Source organism: Corynebacterium sp. (assembly GCF_030532715.1).
Taxonomy (GTDB): Bacteria; Actinomycetota; Actinomycetes; order Mycobacteriales; family Mycobacteriaceae; genus Corynebacterium.
The window spans coordinates 396553-412109 of the sequence record NZ_JAUNKO010000001.1; the positions used below are offsets into that span (position 1 = coordinate 396553).

The 15557-nt window shown below is 60.9% G+C and carries 15 protein-coding genes and 2 tRNA genes; 7 read left to right on the forward strand and 10 right to left on the reverse strand.

All coding sequences use genetic code 11. The annotated features are described in order from the left end of the window. The first annotated feature begins 37 nt into the window (after nucleotides 1-37). Nucleotides 38-2776 (forward strand): pyruvate dehydrogenase (acetyl-transferring), homodimeric type, encoded by a 2739-nt coding sequence (gene aceE, locus Q4D83_RS01850; RefSeq protein ID WP_303172459.1) that lies wholly within the window; start codon nucleotides 38-40, stop codon nucleotides 2774-2776. Nucleotides 2777-2849: 73 nt separating this feature from the next. Continuing rightward, nucleotides 2850-3401, forward strand: coding sequence for a LiaF domain-containing protein (locus Q4D83_RS01855; RefSeq protein ID WP_303172460.1), 552 nt, complete (start codon nucleotides 2850-2852; stop codon nucleotides 3399-3401). 36 nt (nucleotides 3402-3437) lie between these two features. Here Q4D83_RS01855 and Q4D83_RS01860 read toward each other — a convergent pair whose 3' ends face one another. Then, nucleotides 3438-4379 (reverse strand): alpha/beta fold hydrolase, encoded by a 942-nt coding sequence (locus Q4D83_RS01860; protein ID WP_303172462.1) that lies wholly within the window; start codon nucleotides 4377-4379, stop codon nucleotides 3438-3440. A 64-nt stretch (nucleotides 4380-4443) separates the two neighbouring features. On the opposite strand from Q4D83_RS01860, the gene Q4D83_RS01865 reads away from it, so the two are divergent. Continuing rightward, complete coding sequence (locus tag Q4D83_RS01865) at nucleotides 4444-4650, forward strand: acyl carrier protein (protein WP_303172464.1); 207 nt, start codon at nucleotides 4444-4446, stop codon at nucleotides 4648-4650. On the opposite strand, the gene Q4D83_RS01870 is transcribed toward Q4D83_RS01865, so the two are convergent. From Q4D83_RS01870 to Q4D83_RS01895, 6 genes are all read right to left on the reverse strand, one after another. Then, a complete protein-coding gene (locus tag Q4D83_RS01870; protein WP_303172466.1) occupies nucleotides 4647-5000 on the reverse strand; it encodes a hypothetical protein in 354 nt (117 codons plus the stop codon). The genes Q4D83_RS01865 and Q4D83_RS01870 overlap by 4 nt on opposite strands. A 157-nt stretch (nucleotides 5001-5157) precedes the next feature. Beyond that, nucleotides 5158-5967, reverse strand: a complete 810-nt coding sequence (locus tag Q4D83_RS01875) for a serine hydrolase (protein ID WP_303172467.1) — start codon at nucleotides 5965-5967, stop codon at nucleotides 5158-5160. A gap of 11 nt (nucleotides 5968-5978) precedes the next feature. Next, nucleotides 5979-7286 (reverse strand): dicarboxylate/amino acid:cation symporter, encoded by a 1308-nt coding sequence (locus tag Q4D83_RS01880; protein WP_303172468.1) that lies wholly within the window; start codon nucleotides 7284-7286, stop codon nucleotides 5979-5981. A 148-nt stretch (nucleotides 7287-7434) separates the two neighbouring features. After that, nucleotides 7435-8175, reverse strand: coding sequence for a trimeric intracellular cation channel family protein (locus Q4D83_RS01885; RefSeq protein ID WP_303172470.1), 741 nt, complete (start codon nucleotides 8173-8175; stop codon nucleotides 7435-7437). Nucleotides 8176-8238: 63 nt separating this feature from the next. Continuing rightward, nucleotides 8239-8487: a hypothetical protein gene (locus Q4D83_RS01890; protein WP_303172472.1), complete on the reverse strand. Its 249-nt coding sequence runs from the start codon at nucleotides 8485-8487 to the stop codon at nucleotides 8239-8241. Nucleotides 8488-8818: 331 nt separating this feature from the next. Next, nucleotides 8819-8895 (reverse strand) — tRNA-Ile (locus Q4D83_RS01895). A gap of 172 nt (nucleotides 8896-9067) precedes the next feature. Here Q4D83_RS01895 and Q4D83_RS01900 point away from each other — a divergent pair. The 3 genes from Q4D83_RS01900 (at nucleotide 9068) to Q4D83_RS01910 (ending at nucleotide 11457) form a co-directional block, all read left to right on the forward strand. Beyond that, nucleotides 9068-9140, forward strand: a tRNA-Asn gene (locus tag Q4D83_RS01900). Nucleotides 9141-9295: 155 nt separating this feature from the next. Further along, nucleotides 9296-11179 carry a choline BCCT transporter BetT gene (betT, locus tag Q4D83_RS01905; RefSeq protein WP_303172473.1) on the forward strand — a complete coding sequence of 628 codons (1884 nt, stop codon included), beginning with the start codon at nucleotides 9296-9298 and terminating at the stop codon, nucleotides 11177-11179. Between the two features lie 35 nt (nucleotides 11180-11214). Then, nucleotides 11215-11457, forward strand: a complete 243-nt coding sequence (locus Q4D83_RS01910) for a hypothetical protein (protein WP_303172474.1) — start codon at nucleotides 11215-11217, stop codon at nucleotides 11455-11457. Here Q4D83_RS01910 and dnaG read toward each other — a convergent pair. Then, a complete protein-coding gene (gene dnaG, locus Q4D83_RS01915; RefSeq protein WP_303172476.1) occupies nucleotides 11454-13334 on the reverse strand; it encodes a DNA primase in 1881 nt (626 codons plus the stop codon). The two genes, Q4D83_RS01910 and dnaG, sit on opposite strands and share 4 nt — an antisense overlap. An 81-nt stretch (nucleotides 13335-13415) precedes the next feature. Between dnaG and Q4D83_RS01920 the strand changes: the two genes are divergently transcribed. Then, nucleotides 13416-13901 carry a ribonuclease domain-containing protein gene (locus Q4D83_RS01920; RefSeq protein WP_303172478.1) on the forward strand — a complete coding sequence of 162 codons (486 nt, stop codon included), beginning with the start codon at nucleotides 13416-13418 and terminating at the stop codon, nucleotides 13899-13901. 19 nt (nucleotides 13902-13920) lie between these two features. On the opposite strand, the gene Q4D83_RS01925 is transcribed toward Q4D83_RS01920, so the two are convergent. Continuing rightward, entirely contained in the window at nucleotides 13921-14280 is a 360-nt protein-coding gene (locus tag Q4D83_RS01925) for a metalloregulator ArsR/SmtB family transcription factor (RefSeq protein ID WP_303172480.1), read from the reverse strand. A gap of 16 nt (nucleotides 14281-14296) precedes the next feature. Next, entirely contained in the window at nucleotides 14297-15532 is a 1236-nt protein-coding gene (locus Q4D83_RS01930) for an MFS transporter (protein ID WP_303172482.1), read from the reverse strand. Nucleotides 15533-15557: the final 25 nt, after the last annotated feature.

The window sequence follows — 15557 nt, forward strand, 5'->3', positions numbered from 1 at the left end:
AGGGAAAACACCCTAAATTCCGATTGGAGGATTTGGTATGGCTGACCTGCAACAGGGTTCGAACTCGGCAGACGACACCAACTTCGCCCTTATTCGTGATGGAGTCGCGTCGTACCTCAACGATACGGACCCTGAGGAGACCCGTGAATGGATGGAGTCCCTCGACGGTCTGCTGACCGAAGCCAGCCCAGACCGGGCCCGCTTCCTCATGCTGCGGCTTCTCGAACGCGCTACCGCACGTCGCGTCGCATTACCCCCTTTGACGTCCACCGACTACGTCAACACGATCCCCACCTCCATGGAGCCAGAATTCCCTGGCGACGAGGACTTGGAAAAGCGCTACCGCCGTTGGATCCGCTGGAACGCGGCGATCATGGTGCACCGCGCACAGCGCCCCGGCATCGGGGTCGGCGGGCACATCTCCACCTACGCTTCCTCCGCCCCGCTCTATGAGGTTGGCTTTAACCACTTCTTCCGCGGCAAGGATCACCCCGGCGGCGGTGACCAAGTCTTTTTCCAGGGGCACGCCTCGCCCGGCATGTACGCTCGCGCGTTCCTCGAGGGCCGCCTCGACGAGGACGACCTTGACGGTTTCCGCCAAGAAGTATCCCGCCCACAGGGCGGTATGCCGTCCTACCCGCACCCGCACGGCATGCCGGAATTCTGGGAGTTCCCCACGGTGTCGATGGGCTTGGGCCCAATGGATGCCATCTACCAGGCGCGATTCAACCGCTACCTGCATAACCGCGGCATTAAAGACACTTCCGACCAGCACGTGTGGGCGTTCCTCGGCGACGGCGAAATGGACGAGCCGGAATCCCGCGGCCTGATCCAACTGGCGGCGCTGAACAACCTGGACAACCTGACGTTTGTCATTAACTGTAACTTGCAGCGTCTGGATGGCCCGGTGCGCGGCAACACGAAGATCATCCAGGAGCTGGAGTCCTTCTTCCGCGGCGCCGGTTGGTCTGTGATCAAGGTGGTGTGGGGCCGCGAGTGGGACGAGCTGTTTGCGAAAGACAAGGAAGGCGCGCTCGTTCACCTCATGAACATCACCCCGGACGGTGACTTCCAAACCTTCCGCGCCAACGATGGCAAGTATGTTCGCGAGTTCTTCTTTAACCGCGACGAACGCACCAAGAAACTCGTCGAAGATATGACCGATGACGAGATTTGGAAGCTGAAGCGCGGCGGCCACGACTACCGCAAGATTTACGCGGCGTTCCAACGCGCCATGGAAACGAAGGACCGCCCGACGGTGATCCTGGCGCACACCATCAAAGGCTACGGCTTGGGCCATAACTTCGAGGGCCGCAACGCCACGCACCAGATGAAGAAGCTCACGCTGGATGACCTCAAGTTGTTCCGCGACCGGCAGGGCATTCCAATCAGCGACGAAGAGCTGGAGAAGGACCCCTACCTGCCGCCGTACTACAATCCGGGCCCGGACGCGCCGGAGATTAAGTACATGATTGAGCGCCGCAAGCAGCTCGGCGGGTTCCTCCCAGAGCGCCGTCAAAGCTACGAGCCGCTGCACGTGCCCGGCATGGACGCGTTGAAGTCCGTGCTGAAAGGTTCCGGCAAGCAGCAAGTGGCCACCACCATGGCAGTGGTCCGCATCTTTAAGGAATTGATGCGCGATAAGGCGCTGGGCAAGCACTTCGTACCAATCATCCCCGACGAGGCTCGTACGTTCGGCATGGACTCGTGGTTCCCCACGTTGAAGATTTACAACCCGCACGGCCAGAAATACACCCCGGTGGACCATGACCTCATGTTGTCCTACCGCGAGGCCGTCGACGGGCAGATCATGCACGAGGGCATCAACGAGGCCGGCTCCATGGGCGAGTTTATGGCGGCCGGCACCTCCTACGCCACCCACGGCGTGCCGATGATCCCGCTGTATATCTTCTACTCCATGTTCGGATTCCAGCGCACCGCAGATTCGATTTGGGCGGCCGCCGACCAAATGGCGCGCGGCTTCCTGCTGGGCGCCACGGCGGGCCGCACCACGCTGACGGGCGAGGGTTTGCAGCACATGGATGGCCACTCCCCCATCTTGGCGTCCACGAACCCCTCCGTAATCACCTACGACCCCGCATTTGCGTTCGAACTCGCCCATATCATTCGCGAGGGCATCGACCGCATGTACGGCCCCGGCCGCGGTGAGAACGTAATCTACTACCTCACCATTTACAACGAGCCGACGCCGCAGCCCGCCGAGCCGGAAAACCTCGACGTCGAGGGCCTGCACAAGGGCATCTACCTGTATTCCCCTGCGGAGGGTACGGGCCACGAAGCGAGCATTTTGGCGTCCGGCATCGGCATGCAGGCTGCGCTGAAGGCGAAGGAAATACTCGCTGCGGATTACAACGTGAAAGCGAACATTTTCTCCGTCACTTCGTGGAACGAACTTGCCCGCGATGGCCAGCGCCACAACCTCGAGCAGCTGCGCCACCCCGGAACGCCTATCGACGCCCCGTTCGTCGCGCAGAAACTTTCGAAGGTTTCCGGCCCGTTCGTGGCCGTGTCCGACTTCGCCACCGCCCTACCGGAGCAGATCCGCCAGTGGGTGCCGGGCGATTACACCACCTTGGGCGCGGATGGGTTCGGTTTCTCCGACACCCGCCCGGCCGCCCGCCGCTACTTCAATATCGACGCCGAGTCCGTCGTCGTCGCCGTCCTGTCTGGCCTTGCCCGCGAAGGCAAGCTGGACATGTCGGTTGCGGATGAAGCGGCAAAGAAGTACCAGCTGACCGACCCAACCTCCGTGTAGGGTCCCGCAGCACCTAAGCCTCCCAAGCGTCGAACGTTTTCGGCGCCGGAGGCTTTTCACTATATTTGACCCTATGAACCTCCCCTTGCCGTACCAAGACAAACGCAATCTCGCGCAGGATGTGCTCACCCGAGCAGTGGGCCAGGGCCGGCTTGATTTGGGATCATATTCGGATCTTGTGGGCGAGGTTTGGGCCACCGACGACCCCGCTGTCCTCGATCGCATTATCCAATCCATGGAGGTGGCCCCCACGGCACACCCGCACGCCCAGCCGCAGCCGCCGCGCATCCCGCCGCAGCACCGCCACATCGCCATTTTGGGCGAGCACTCCGTCAAAGGCGAAGTGCTGCTGCCACAGGAGCTCACTGCCGCCAGCATTTTGGGCGAGGTACGCTTAGATTTCCGCAAGGCGAAGGTGTCCCAATCGGTCACCGTAATCAACGTGGTGAACATCCTCGGCGCCATGAAGCTGGTGGTGCCGCGCGGCGTCGCGGTGCACTCGCAAGTGATCTCGGTGCTCGCGAGCGAATCGCTCCGCAACGAACAACCACAAGACTCGGATGCACCATCCATTGTGCTGCGGGGCATCAATATTTGCGGCGAGGTATCCATCAAGGCGCAATAACCCGCCGCACCCCTACTCCCGCCGCAACTCGGAACGTTACCTACCGAGGTCGCGCAGCAGGGCGTCGATAGCCTCGTTGACGGCTTCGGGGGTTTCCAGGAGCAGCATATGCCCGGCATCCTTCACGGTGCGCAGCTCCGCCGCGGGCCACAGCTCGCAAATGCGTTCCGATTGCGACACCGGCGTCACCTTATCCCGCTCGCCCACAAGCACGATACCGTGCATGTGTTGCAGCACGTCCACCGCGCCAAGCTCGTCGTGCTGCTGAAGGTCGTCGAAAAACCCGATAAACGTTGCGATCGGGGTGTTGCGCACAAGTTCGGCATGGAATTCGACGATGTCGTAGCTGGTGGTGTTGGTGTTGAAAAACAGCGGCGCCATAGCCCCGGCGATAACATCCTTGGCGTCACTGGTGAGCCGCTCCGTGGCCCCCGGCGCGGCTTCGACCGCCTTCCGTAGGCGATCCATGATGGGGTGCGTAATTATTTTCGGTAAGCCCTGGCTGCCCAGCGACTCAATCGCCGTGGAAATCAACAGCAAACTGCGCACCCGGCTGGGCCCGTACCTCCGCGCAAGGTTGAGCGCTATCAACCCGCCGAGGGAATGGCCCACCAGCACCATGTCCCCCTCGGGGCAACGCTTTTCAACGACCCGCGCGACATCGTCAGCGGCGCCCCCGACACTGCATTCCGCGAAGGGCACTTCCCCGGTTGCCCCATGCCCGCGCAAATCCACCAGCAAACACCGCACGTCCGTGCGCCCCGCTAAGTGGGCGAGCTGCAAGTAAAAACTACTCGCCGCGAGCGTAAACCCGTGCACGAACACTACGGTAACGGGGGCGTCGATAGGCCCGGTTTCGTAGTAATGCACACCGCTTTCCACGCCGGAACGATCCACGGCGTCAAACGCCGGGAAGCGGCTCAACGTAGGAACCTCCGGCGTGCGTCGCATAAAGCTGGGGATGATGTTCTTTGCCACGGTAGCAGACTACCCTTCGCGTGTCGGTTACGGTTTTCACCCTACCGTGGGTAGCCTGAGCCTCATGGAATCCGCCGAACAACGCCTCACCGCTGTGGCACAACGCGTCACGGGTATCGACGCCGCTGAGATCGACCTTGACGCACCCCTACAGCTGGATTCGCTCACGCTCATCGAACTCGCAGTTCGAATTGAAGAGGAGTTTGGTGTGCGCATAGAAGCGTTCACACCAGCCACCCTCCGGGAGGCGCTCGCGTTGGTCAACGCCTAAGCGACGCCCATCGTGCGGTGATAGCCATAGCCGTGGTCGAAATCCACACTCACGTGGAAGCCATGCTCGCGGCCGAGCGCGGCGAGCACGTCGCCCAAATGCTCAAGTTCGAGCGCATCGCCCGTAATAACCTGGCGGCAACCGATCAAGCCTGGTGCTGTGCGACGCCACTGGGTAAACCACTCCGAAGCGAACACATCATCAAACGTGGCTTCAGCGTAGTCGGCTGGGCTGTGGATGCACTCGACCATGGCGTCTTCCACGGTACGGCGCAGCCGGATGGGCATACCGTGAATAGTGAGGACGGCATGCAAGGAACACACTGTTGTTGGCAGAGTCACTGTCTTCATTTCCCTGTCGCTAACCAGACGTACACGGTTGTGTACGCCAAGACGAGGATCGTCTTCCCCAACGGCCTCGTAAAAATGTGTGTATGGGACAGTGTTACTGAGAAATAAATTGAGGACAACCCTCAACCTTTACTTGATACCCCCAAACCCTCAAGCGTTACTTGAGGGTTTCTTCCAAGTGTGCCCACACTTTCGCATTGGTTTCAGCCCACAATGGCTTCGCCCACGGCCCAAATGGACGCTCGGTCAACGCTACCATGGCACGCTGCGTCGGACGGTGAACCCAGAAGAAAGTCCCAGCTTGCCCGAAGTGTCCCGCCACATCCGCAGGCATATTGTCCGCAATCCAATGGGGTTGTTTGGCGCCCTTGAGCTCAAACCCCAACCCCCACGGGCAGGGCTTAAACATTCCATACCCCGGAACCACACCATGAAGCTCCGGGAAGGTGGGGGTAAGCGCGGCCGTGAGCGTAGAAATATGTAACAGCTTCGGATCGAGCACTTCCTGAGCGAACGCCACCATATCCCGCACCGTAGATTCCATCCCGTGGCCCGGCGAGCCAGCCAGTCTCGTGCGCGCCATCCCCAGCGGCGCTAACACCGCTTCCTCCAAATAGGTTGGGAATGGAATTTCGGTCTCCGCCGCGATTGCCGAGGCGAGAATTTCAAAACCGGCCGAGGAGTAAATCCGACGCTCCCGCACTCGGCGCTCTGGCCTAGTGGACGCAAACCCAATCCCCGAACTGTGCGCCAGCAAGTCCCGCACCGTCGCCCCAGGCGGCCCCAGCGGCGTATCTAGATCGAACACGCCTTCCTCAACCGCGATGAGCACGGCATACGCCACGATTGGCTTGGTCACACTCGCCAAACCGAACAAGCGGTCAATATCCCCCTCAACAGCTACGGAGCCGCCATGCACAATGGCGGCTCCGGAATGTTCAACGGGCCAATCGCTCAGAAACTCCATACTTCGGGAGTTTACTTGGCATCAAACACCTCGCGGTCCAGAATCCCCTCGCGCTTAGCCACAATCGTGGGCACCAGCGCCTGGCCGGTCACGTTGACCGCGGTGCGGCCCATATCCACAATCGGCTCCACCGCAAGCAGCAGGCCAACACCCTCCAACGGTAGCCCCAGCGTGGACAGCGTCAGGGTCAACATCACGGTTGCGCCAGTAGTGCCCGCTGTAGCGGCAGAACCGATCACGGATACGAACGCAATAAGTAGGTAGTCCGTGATGCCCAGCTGCACCCCGTAAAACTCGGCCACGAAAATAGCGGCGATCGCAGGGTAAATCGCGGCGCAACCATCCATTTTGGTGGTCGCCCCCAACGGCACGGCGAACGACGCATACGCCCGCGGCACACCAAGACTATCCACCGTGGTCTTCTCCGTCACTGGCATCACCCCCATAGAGGAGCGGGTGACAAACCCCAGGGAGGTCACAGGCCACACATGTGCGAAGAATCGTCGCACGCCCAAGCCGTTGAATTTCAGCACCGCTGGATAGATCACGGCCACCACGACGGCGAGGCCAATATAGACGGCGATCACAAAAGTACCCAGTGAACCGAGGGCCTCCCAGCCATAGTCCGCCACCGCCTTAGCGATCAACGCGGCGGTACCAATCGGCGCCAACCGGATGATCCACCACAGCACCTTTTGAATAATCTCCAGCACGCTAGAGGTCAGCCGCAGCACCGGCTCGGCGGGCTCCCCGACCTTAATCGCGGCAACCCCAAAGGCAATGGAGATCAGCAACAGTTGCAGGACGCTAAAGGAAGGACTCGCCGCCAGTGCACCGGAGGCCGTTTCCTTCAGCGAAATCTCCAAGCCGAAAATATTACTCGGCACAATACCCTGCAGGAATGCCACCCAAGAGCCGGTGGTTTCCGGGGCAGTCGCCGCGGATGCGTCCACCGCTGAATTCCGCCCAGGGTGCATGATCGTGCCCACCGCAAGGCCGGCCACCACGGATGCGAGCGCGGTAATCGCGAACCACACTAAGGTTTTCCACGCCAACCTGGCAGCGTTGGTCACCTGGCGCAATTGGGCAATGGAAGTAATCACCGCAGTGACCACCAGCGGTGGCACCATGAGTTTGAGGAGGGAGACATAGGCGCCACCGATTTGGCTGACGATGGGCACGAGCCAGTCCTGCCCGCGCGCAATCACGCCGAGTATCACACCCACGATGAGGCCGTACACCACTTGGGCGCCAAACGAGGTAAACATGCTCCGGCGCGGGGCGTGCCCCGCTTCCGGCTTGGTAGCCACGGTTGTCATTGCTTTACTCTTTCGCTTGTATTTTTGGGCGCATTCCAACTCCAGAAATGCATTCGAAAGCATAAGCTAGACCAATCGGTATGGTCAAATAATGCAGCTCAACGCCCCGTAGCGCCTGCGCTTGTTCGCAATGACTAGACCGTCCGGTCTACTCTGGTTCCTGTTCGTGCTCCAACCGGGAACGCTCCTCACGCGCACCCTTCCGCTCCGCGCGCTTTAACGCCTTCGACAGCTGCGTAGACGTCATCTTCACCGGCGCCCATTCCGCGCTCGTAGGCAGCACCCAACCCCGCCAATACGCGAGGATGGCAAAGCCAGCGCCGAGCGTCGTTGCAACGAGCATGCCCACGGCGTCGTGACCCGCAAAGTGGAACGCAACCATCGTCGCCGAGGACACAATCGCTGGCGTTGCGTACAAGGTATTTCCGCCGAAGATCGAGGGGACGCTGCCGGTGGAAATGTCGCGAATCATGCCGCCACCCACCGCGGTGAGCATGCCCATAAACATTGCCGACGCCCAGGGCATCCCGTACGTCAGCGCCTTCGACGACCCCGTCACAGCCCACACGCCAAGGATGACCGCATCACCATGGACGCGAAACAGCTCCCACGCGCGGCCGTCGAGATGAATGAGCATCACCACCAGCCCGCCGGCAATCGCCATGCCCATATACATCGGCTCCGCAATTGCCGCAGGCGTCCCACGCTGCATCAACGTGTCGCGCAACATGCCGCCACCCAGCGCGGAAAACAACGCCAAAAACGCCACGCCAATAATGTCAAAATTGCGCTGCCGTGCAATCGTGCCGCCGATAGCGCCATTAAGCACAACGCCAATCAAGTCCAGGCTCTGATAGATCGCAAGAATCGTAGGGTCAACTGTGGGCATGCCACCCAGTCAACTACAAGTAGCGGCAACACCCAACCAGCGGCCATACCGCGTGGCGCGAAGTTAGGCCCATCCGTCAGGGGCAGCGTGGCGACCATACGAGGCCCGCAACGGCACACCCTCCGCAGGGTGTTCACCATCAAGAACAGACCCCAACTCGGGCTCCACCTGCTGCGAAAGCATCCAGTGAATGCTCTCCGCCCGGCCTTCAGCGCCAGCCACGATCTCTTCCCACACCCGGTCAATCGTCGCATCGTCGGAAGGCAAACCCAGCTCTTCGTATGCTTCCCGAACCGTACCCCTGAGGATCATCAATACTCTCCTTGATAGCTGACTATTACTGCGTATCTACTCCGTACCGAACCCACCTATTGCGGACTACTATTCAGTACTTCAAGTTCGATAAGTAGCATGCATGAAACTCATCCGGCCACCCTCTAAGACGAATTCTTGCGCAAAACTCAGGGCTATTTTCATCTAGAGGGCAAAACATTAGTCCCACACTCACATTGTGGGCAATCTTCCCAGGGTGTGGAACGCAATCGGTGGAGGCGCGCGCAACGAGCGACGCGCACGACAATCAGCGGGGTACGCAAAAGCACCCCATGCCCGTTGAATGAGCATGGGGTGCCGCAACGTTTGCTGGTGGGGCCAGCGGGGCTCGAACCCGCGACCAGCGGATTATGAGTCCGCGGCTCTAACCGACTGAGCTATAGCCCCGCAGGAAAGCTTAGCGGTTGAAGCGGCATGGTAAAAAACCGCACGCAAACGGCATTGGGACCGGCCGAAAACATGGTCGCCAATACCGCCCTCGACCTGCCCATTTGCACAGGATTCGCCCCCGCGTATATAGTTACTTCTCGTTGCCAGGGAATCTCCCAGCACACACTATTCCCCCATAGCTCAATTGGCAGAGCATTCGACTGTTAATCGAAGGGTTACTGGTTCGAGTCCAGTTGGGGGAGCTCAATTTTACCCCACCAGGACGCTTCCTCGGTGGGGATTTTTTGTAGCCATCGGTAGGTCATGGCCACCACCACAGCCTCTTGTTGCCACGCAACCGGGGTGAACGCCTATTCTCAAACCCGTGCGAGGAAAACGGATATCAACAACACGCTCGGTGAACACTCCGGTGTTCGCGATCACGCTTGTCGGCATTATCGCCCTGGTAGCGTGGGCGTTTTTCGGCCATGATTCGGCGGAGGCGGCACTCGGCACCGTCACTGGGTGGATTGCACAAAAACTCGGCTGGTTTTATGTGCTCACTGCCACCATCGCGGTTGTGTTCGTGTGTGTGGTGGCAATTTCAAAGATGGGCACGCTGCGGCTCGGCCCGGACGATTCCCGCCCCCAGTTCAGTTTGTTTTCCTGGTCCGCCATGTTGTTCGCAGCCGGCATTGGCGTCGATCTCATGTTTTTCTCCGTGGCGGAGCCGGTTACCCAGTACTACCTGCCTCCGCAGGGCGGCGGGCAGACCCGGCAGGCGGCGGAGGATGCCGTGGTGTTTGCCCTCTTCCACTACGGCATTTCCGGCTGGGCAATGTACTCCCTCTTGGGCATGGTGTTTGGGTTTTTTGCGTTCCGATGGAATATGCCGTTGACGCTGCGCAGCGCGTTGTACACGCTCCTAGGCAAACGGGTGCACGGACCGATCGGGCATTCCGTAGACATCGCCGCCACGTTAGGCACTGTGTTCGGCATCGCGGCGTCGCTAGGCATTGGGGTGGTGCAGCTCAATTACGGGCTCACACTATTGTTCGGCTGGGAGGAGGGGCCCGCGGTACAGACGGCACTGATCATCTTCAGCGTCACCATTGGCGCGTTTTCGGCGGTCTCCGGCGTGGACCGCGGAATTAAACGCTTATCGGAGCTGAACGTCCTGTTTGCACTGATCCTCATGGCGTACGTCGTTTTCGCAGGTAAAACCTCATTTCTGCTCGACGCCATGGTAATGAATATCGGCGACTACGCGGCGAATTTCGTAGACTGGTCCCTCGACACCTACGCCTATTCGGAAACCCCGGAGGATACGCGCGCGTGGCTGGCCAGCTGGACGTTGTTCTTCTGGGCGTGGTGGGTTGCCTGGGCGCCATTCGTAGGCTTGTTCTTGGCGCGCATTTCACGGGGGCGGACGTTGCGGGAGTTTGTGCTGGGCACGCTGACCATACCGTTTTTGTTCATCCTCATGTGGATGAGCTTCTTCGGCAACGCGGCGCTTGACCGCGTGCGTGGGGGCGACGATGAGTTCGGTCGCATCGCAATGGAAGCCCCCCAACGCGGGTTTTTCGACCTCATGCTCCACTACCCGGGCGGCATATGGCTGGTGGGGTTGACCACAATCATCGGCCTGCTGCTGTACATCACCTCGGCGGATTCCGGCGCGCTCATCATGTCGAACTTCACCTCACTCAACGACGACACGCACCGCGACGGCCCCCGCTGGTCCCGCGTTGTATGGTCCGTGGTCATCGGTGTGCTCACCCTTGTGATGCTGCGCATCGACGGCGTCGCCACCACCCAAGCCGCCACGGTAGTGATGGGGTTGCCGTTTACGGTGGTGATGTACCCGCTGATGATCAGCCTGTGGAAGTCCCTGCGCCGCGAACTCGAACCGGACGAACAAAAGCTCGACTGGCGCCACCGACTCGCCCGTTCTTTCGACTGGCCGAGCGCGCAGAAAGCCCAACGCTACCTGGACGAAACCGCATTGCCGGCGCTTCTCGACGTCGCGAAGGAACTCTCCGCCCAGCACTTCCCGGCCAGCGTCCACGTCGAGCCCACCACCCCCGTCGCCACACTAACCCTCAATGTTGGCGACAACACGCTGTCCATCGTCCCAGTGGAGTGCGATGTGCCGGCGTTGGCGGGCTATAACCTGGACCGCGAAGACCCGTACATCGAGTTGCGGCTCGGGGCGATCGACATCTACGGTTACGAAACCGAGGAGCTCATCAACGTCGTGCTGGACCTCGTCGAGGCCGAACGCGGATTTTTAGTAGAGTAGCCCTAATTACGAAACCATCGCATGAGGGATAAACAATGATCCAATTCGTCATTGGCGCTGCCGCAGGCTACGTGCTGGGCACCAAGGCGGGACGTAAACGATTCGAACAAATCAAACGCGGCTACGAGTTTGCCGTGCACTCCCCCGCCTCGAAAGCCGCGATTACGGCCACCCGCAAAGCCATTGCCAATCGACTGGATCCCCAGCCGCGCATGAAGGAAATCAAGGAAATCCGCCGGGAGGACGGCACACAAATCCTGGAACCGGACGAAGACTAATTCTGGAACGCGCGCGCCAGCAGATCACGGCGGGCCTGCTCGAGGGCAATGAGGTCCGCAAAAAGCGAGTTGTAGGTTTGTTCGTCATCGGACGGGCGCATGCGCTGCAATCGCCCCTTGAGCTGAGCGATCTGGTTTCCCACCCGCGCCTCCTGCAAACGCGACAGCACGCTATCGGTGTAGCGCGGCAACGCATCCGGTGAGCAGTGGATCTCCTCCACCGCCAACTCCGAAACCAACGACCTGCCCAGCAGGTCCGTCATTTCACCCGCCACCCCCGCGATACCCTGCGGGCTGCGGCACCCGCCCTGGCTTGCAATCGCCTGACGTACCGCCCGGTACGCCGGGTGGGTAAACGAATCCACCGACACGCCATCAAAGTAATCGCCCGCGATGTCGGGGTATTGCAGCGCCAGCTTCAAGCTTTCCCGCTCGGACCACAGCTGGGGGTCACGTGGGTTGGGCAGCTCGAATGAGCTGGTTGGGGCGTCGGTAGTAGCTTCGAATCGGCGGGCGCGGCGAGGCTCCTGCTTGCGCTGCTGCGGGCGGCGCGCGGCCTCCCGCACCTGGGCGAGCACCTCCACCGGATCCGTCCACCCCACCCAACCGGCGAGCTGGCGAGCGTACTCGTTGCGCAGCGTCTCATCCCGGATCGCCGCCACCACCGGCACCGTGCGGCGCAACGCCTGCAGGCGACCATCCGCCGAATCCAGAGAGTAATCCTCCAGCATCGCCCGCACCACGAATTCGAACATGGGTACGCGGCGAGCCACGAGGTCACGCACCGCGGCGTCCCCCTGCGCGAGCCGCAGATCGCAGGGGTCCATACCCTCCGGGGCGACCGAAACATACGATTGTCCGGTGAATTGCTGGTCACCCTCAAACGCACGCATGGCGGCCTTCTGCCCCGCCTCATCGCCGTCGAACGTATAAATCAATTCACCCCGGAAGTAGGCGTCATCGAGCATGAGCCGGCGCAACAGTTGCAGATGTTCCTCGCCGAACGCCGTACCGCACGCGGCCACCGCCACGCCCACCCCGGCGGCGTGCATGGCCATCACATCCGTGTAACCCTCCACCACCACTGCGCGATGCTGCGCCGCAATGTCCTTCTTCGCCTGGTCCAGGCCGAACAGCACCTTCGACTTCTTGTACAGCATGGTCTCGGGGGTATTCATGTACTTGCCAAGGTTGTCATCCTCGAAAAGCTTGCGCGCACCGAACCCAATCACGTCGCCCGCGAGGTTCCGGATCGGCCACAGCAACCGGCGGTGAAAACGGTCAATCGGCCCGCGGCGACCCATCGTGGTCAACCCCGCGGCCTCCAGTTCCTGGTGGCTAAACCCCTTGCGCAGCAGGTGCTTAGTCAACGTGTCCCATCCGCCGGGCGCATACCCGCATCCAAACTTATGTGCGTCTGCGGCGGAGAACCCGCGATCGGTGAGGAACCGCCGCGCCGTAGCCGCCTCCGGGGTTTCCAACTGCGCAATATAGAACCCATGTGCGGCTTTATTGGCGGCGACGAGTCGCTGCCGTGTGCCGGGCTCCTCACGCCGACCCGGCCCCCCACCCTCGTATCGAATCTGGTAGCCAATCTTCTCCGCGCAAATCTCCACCGCTTCCGGGAAACTCACGTGCTCCATCTTCATTAGGAAGCTGAACACATCCCCGCCCTCCCCGGAGGAAAAGCAGTGGAAATACCCGCGATTAGGCCGCACATGGAACGAGGGCGTTTTCTCATCCTTAAACGGGGACAGGCCTTTCAGCGAATCCGCGCCCGCAGGCTTGAGCTGCACATACTCCCCGACAATTTCTTCGATAGGAGTCCGCTCGCGGATTGCCGCAATATCCGAATCTGGGATTCTTCCTTTGGCCATGCCCTATACCTTAGCGCCGAAGCACACCGAGCGACCCTTGCGGCTGCATGCAACTACCCCGACGCTCGCACCCATGAAATGATGGCAAGTATGAATCGAGTGTTGAAGGGTTTGGGCGCGGCCGCCGTGCTGGTCGCTGCCGCGTGGCTGGGCATCGATCTTTCCCAAAGCGAGGGAAATTCCACCGCCAGCACAACCAGCACAAGTAACAGCGCCCCTGTGCAAGCCGCTCAAACACCAAACCGGCAGCAGCAGAAAACTCACCTGCCGTCGTGCCCCACCGACACGCTGCCGCAGCAAGCAACCGAGGTCATTGACGATATCCTCGCCGGAGGGCCGTTCGAACACCCCGAATATGACGGTACGCATTTTGGAAACTATGAGCGAGTCCTGCCCAAGCAGCACAATAACTTTTACCGCGAGTACACGGTAGACACCCCAGGGTTGCGTCACCGCGGGGAGCGGCGCATCGTCGTCGGTGGCGGCACCAAGCAAGACCCAGATACGTGGTATTACACCGACGACCACTACGAAAGCTTCTGCATGATTCCCGACGCGGAAGACTAACCCCACACAAATCGAACGACTATTCGTGCAGGGGTTCCCCTGTCAGCAGATGGTCCGCGTGGTTCAAACTTTCGATGACCAGGCGAGCGAGGTGCCCGTCCAACACGCGGTAGATAATGTTGCGCCCTTCGCGCCGCGATGCAACCAGCCCCCCGAGCCGCAATTTTGCTAGGTGCTGGCTAACCACGGTGCGGCTGACCCCGACGGCGTCGACAAGCTCGGCGACGTTATGTTCATTGTCCACCAGCAACCACAGCAAGTGCAGACGTGTCGGCTCGGCGAGCAGCTTCAAGGTGTCCGCCGCGGAGGTAAAAAGGTCGGCGTCAGGCTGAAGGTCGTGAACGAATGAGGGTTCTAAAGCGTTGCGTTGCGGGAGCATCTTCCACCAAGTCGCGTCAGTAGTGCGTGGGCACTGCCAATGTTTGTTCAAATTGTCGAGCGCTGAGGCTGGTGTACGCACTCAGCAGCACGCCACACAGCCCAATGAGCATTAACACCAGCGTAGCCCATGCCGGCCCTACCTCCGACCCGGCCCAGCCCGCCAATGGATAAGCCACGAGGTAGCACGCATGGCTCAACGAAAACTGCGCGGCAAATACAGCATCGAGGTCCTTCTCGGCAATGTGCAGCCGCAGCACTTGGCTCATCGGTATTTGCATCAGTGCCAGCGCCGCGCCGAGCACCGGCCACAAGGCCCACAGCGCCCACACGGCCTCCCCGACCAGCGTGAGATACAGCAACGCCATCCCGCCTATCGACGCCCCACCTCCCGCCAGCATGAGCGAATAATCGCCGAAGCGTTCGCGTAACCGCGGCACCACCAACGCGATCAGCATGGACCCCGCGCCGAACGCCGCGAACAGCCACGCGAGCACCGCGTCATCCCACTGAAATGTCGTGCGCACGATCACCACAGTATTCACCAACACCATCGCCATCGGCGCAGCGACGGCAAAGTTAAGCCACAGCACGCCACGCAATTCCGGCACTCGCACCATCAGCCGTACCCCTTGCAGCGTGCGCTTGCGAAACGGCTCCTGGCGGCCTGTGTCACCCCGGGCAGGCAGGCTGCGTGCGGCGGCAACCACCAGCAGCAGCGAGCCGAGGAACCCACCGGCGGTGCCCATAAACAACCCGTGATAGCTCACAACGAACAGCGCCCCAGCTGCGAGGATGGGGCTTGCGATTGCCTCGAGGTCATAGGCGAGCCGGGACAGCGAAAGCGCTGCGGTGTAGTCCCGCTCGCCGGGAAGCACCTTGGGAATAAGCGCCTGGAAAGCCGGGGTAAATGTCGCGGAAGCCGCCTGCAGCACGGCGATAGCGAGGTAGAGGGAGACGGCATTATCAACCAACGGGAGGACGAGTGCGATGGCGATGCGCACGGCGTCGGCACCCACGAGCACGACGGCGACGGGCAAGCGTTGGGCAGCGGCACTTATGATCGGCGCGGCAAGCACATACATCAGGATTTTGATGGTCAGCGCGGTGCCGAGGATGGTGCCGGCGTGGCTACCCGCGAAATCGTACGCCTGCAAACTCAGTGCGATTGTGAGCAAACCTGTTCCCACAAGCGCAACGACCTGCGCGCAGAACAGCTTGCGATAGGTGGGGTTGCGCAATGGGGTTAGCATCCGAGACTTCCTCACAACATGTCAA

Bases quoted from the DNA above. Each gene is read 5' to 3' on its own strand.
- Q4D83_RS01925 (WP_303172480.1), bottom strand. From the start codon at position 14,280: ATGCTCCCGCAACGCAACGCTTTAGAACCCTCATTCGTTCACGACCTT.
- Q4D83_RS01880 (WP_303172468.1), bottom strand. From the start codon at position 7,286: ATGACAACCGTGGCTACCAAGCCGGAAGCGGGGCACGCCCCGCGCCGG.
- Q4D83_RS01865 (WP_303172464.1), top strand. From the start codon at position 4,444: ATGGAATCCGCCGAACAACGCCTCACCGCTGTGGCACAACGCGTCACG.
- dnaG (WP_303172476.1), bottom strand. From the start codon at position 13,334: ATGGCCAAAGGAAGAATCCCAGATTCGGATATTGCGGCAATCCGCGAG.
- Q4D83_RS01885 (WP_303172470.1), bottom strand. From the start codon at position 8,175: ATGCCCACAGTTGACCCTACGATTCTTGCGATCTATCAGAGCCTGGAC.
- Q4D83_RS01920 (WP_303172478.1), top strand. From the start codon at position 13,416: ATGGCAAGTATGAATCGAGTGTTGAAGGGTTTGGGCGCGGCCGCCGTG.
- Q4D83_RS01855 (WP_303172460.1), top strand. From the start codon at position 2,850: ATGAACCTCCCCTTGCCGTACCAAGACAAACGCAATCTCGCGCAGGAT.
- Q4D83_RS01910 (WP_303172474.1), top strand. From the start codon at position 11,215: ATGATCCAATTCGTCATTGGCGCTGCCGCAGGCTACGTGCTGGGCACC.
- Q4D83_RS01870 (WP_303172466.1), bottom strand. From the start codon at position 5,000: ATGAAGACAGTGACTCTGCCAACAACAGTGTGTTCCTTGCATGCCGTC.
- Q4D83_RS01930 (WP_303172482.1), bottom strand. From the start codon at position 15,532: ATGCTAACCCCATTGCGCAACCCCACCTATCGCAAGCTGTTCTGCGCG.
- aceE (WP_303172459.1), top strand. From the start codon at position 38: ATGGCTGACCTGCAACAGGGTTCGAACTCGGCAGACGACACCAACTTC.
- Q4D83_RS01875 (WP_303172467.1), bottom strand. From the start codon at position 5,967: ATGGAGTTTCTGAGCGATTGGCCCGTTGAACATTCCGGAGCCGCCATT.
- Q4D83_RS01890 (WP_303172472.1), bottom strand. From the start codon at position 8,487: ATGATCCTCAGGGGTACGGTTCGGGAAGCATACGAAGAGCTGGGTTTG.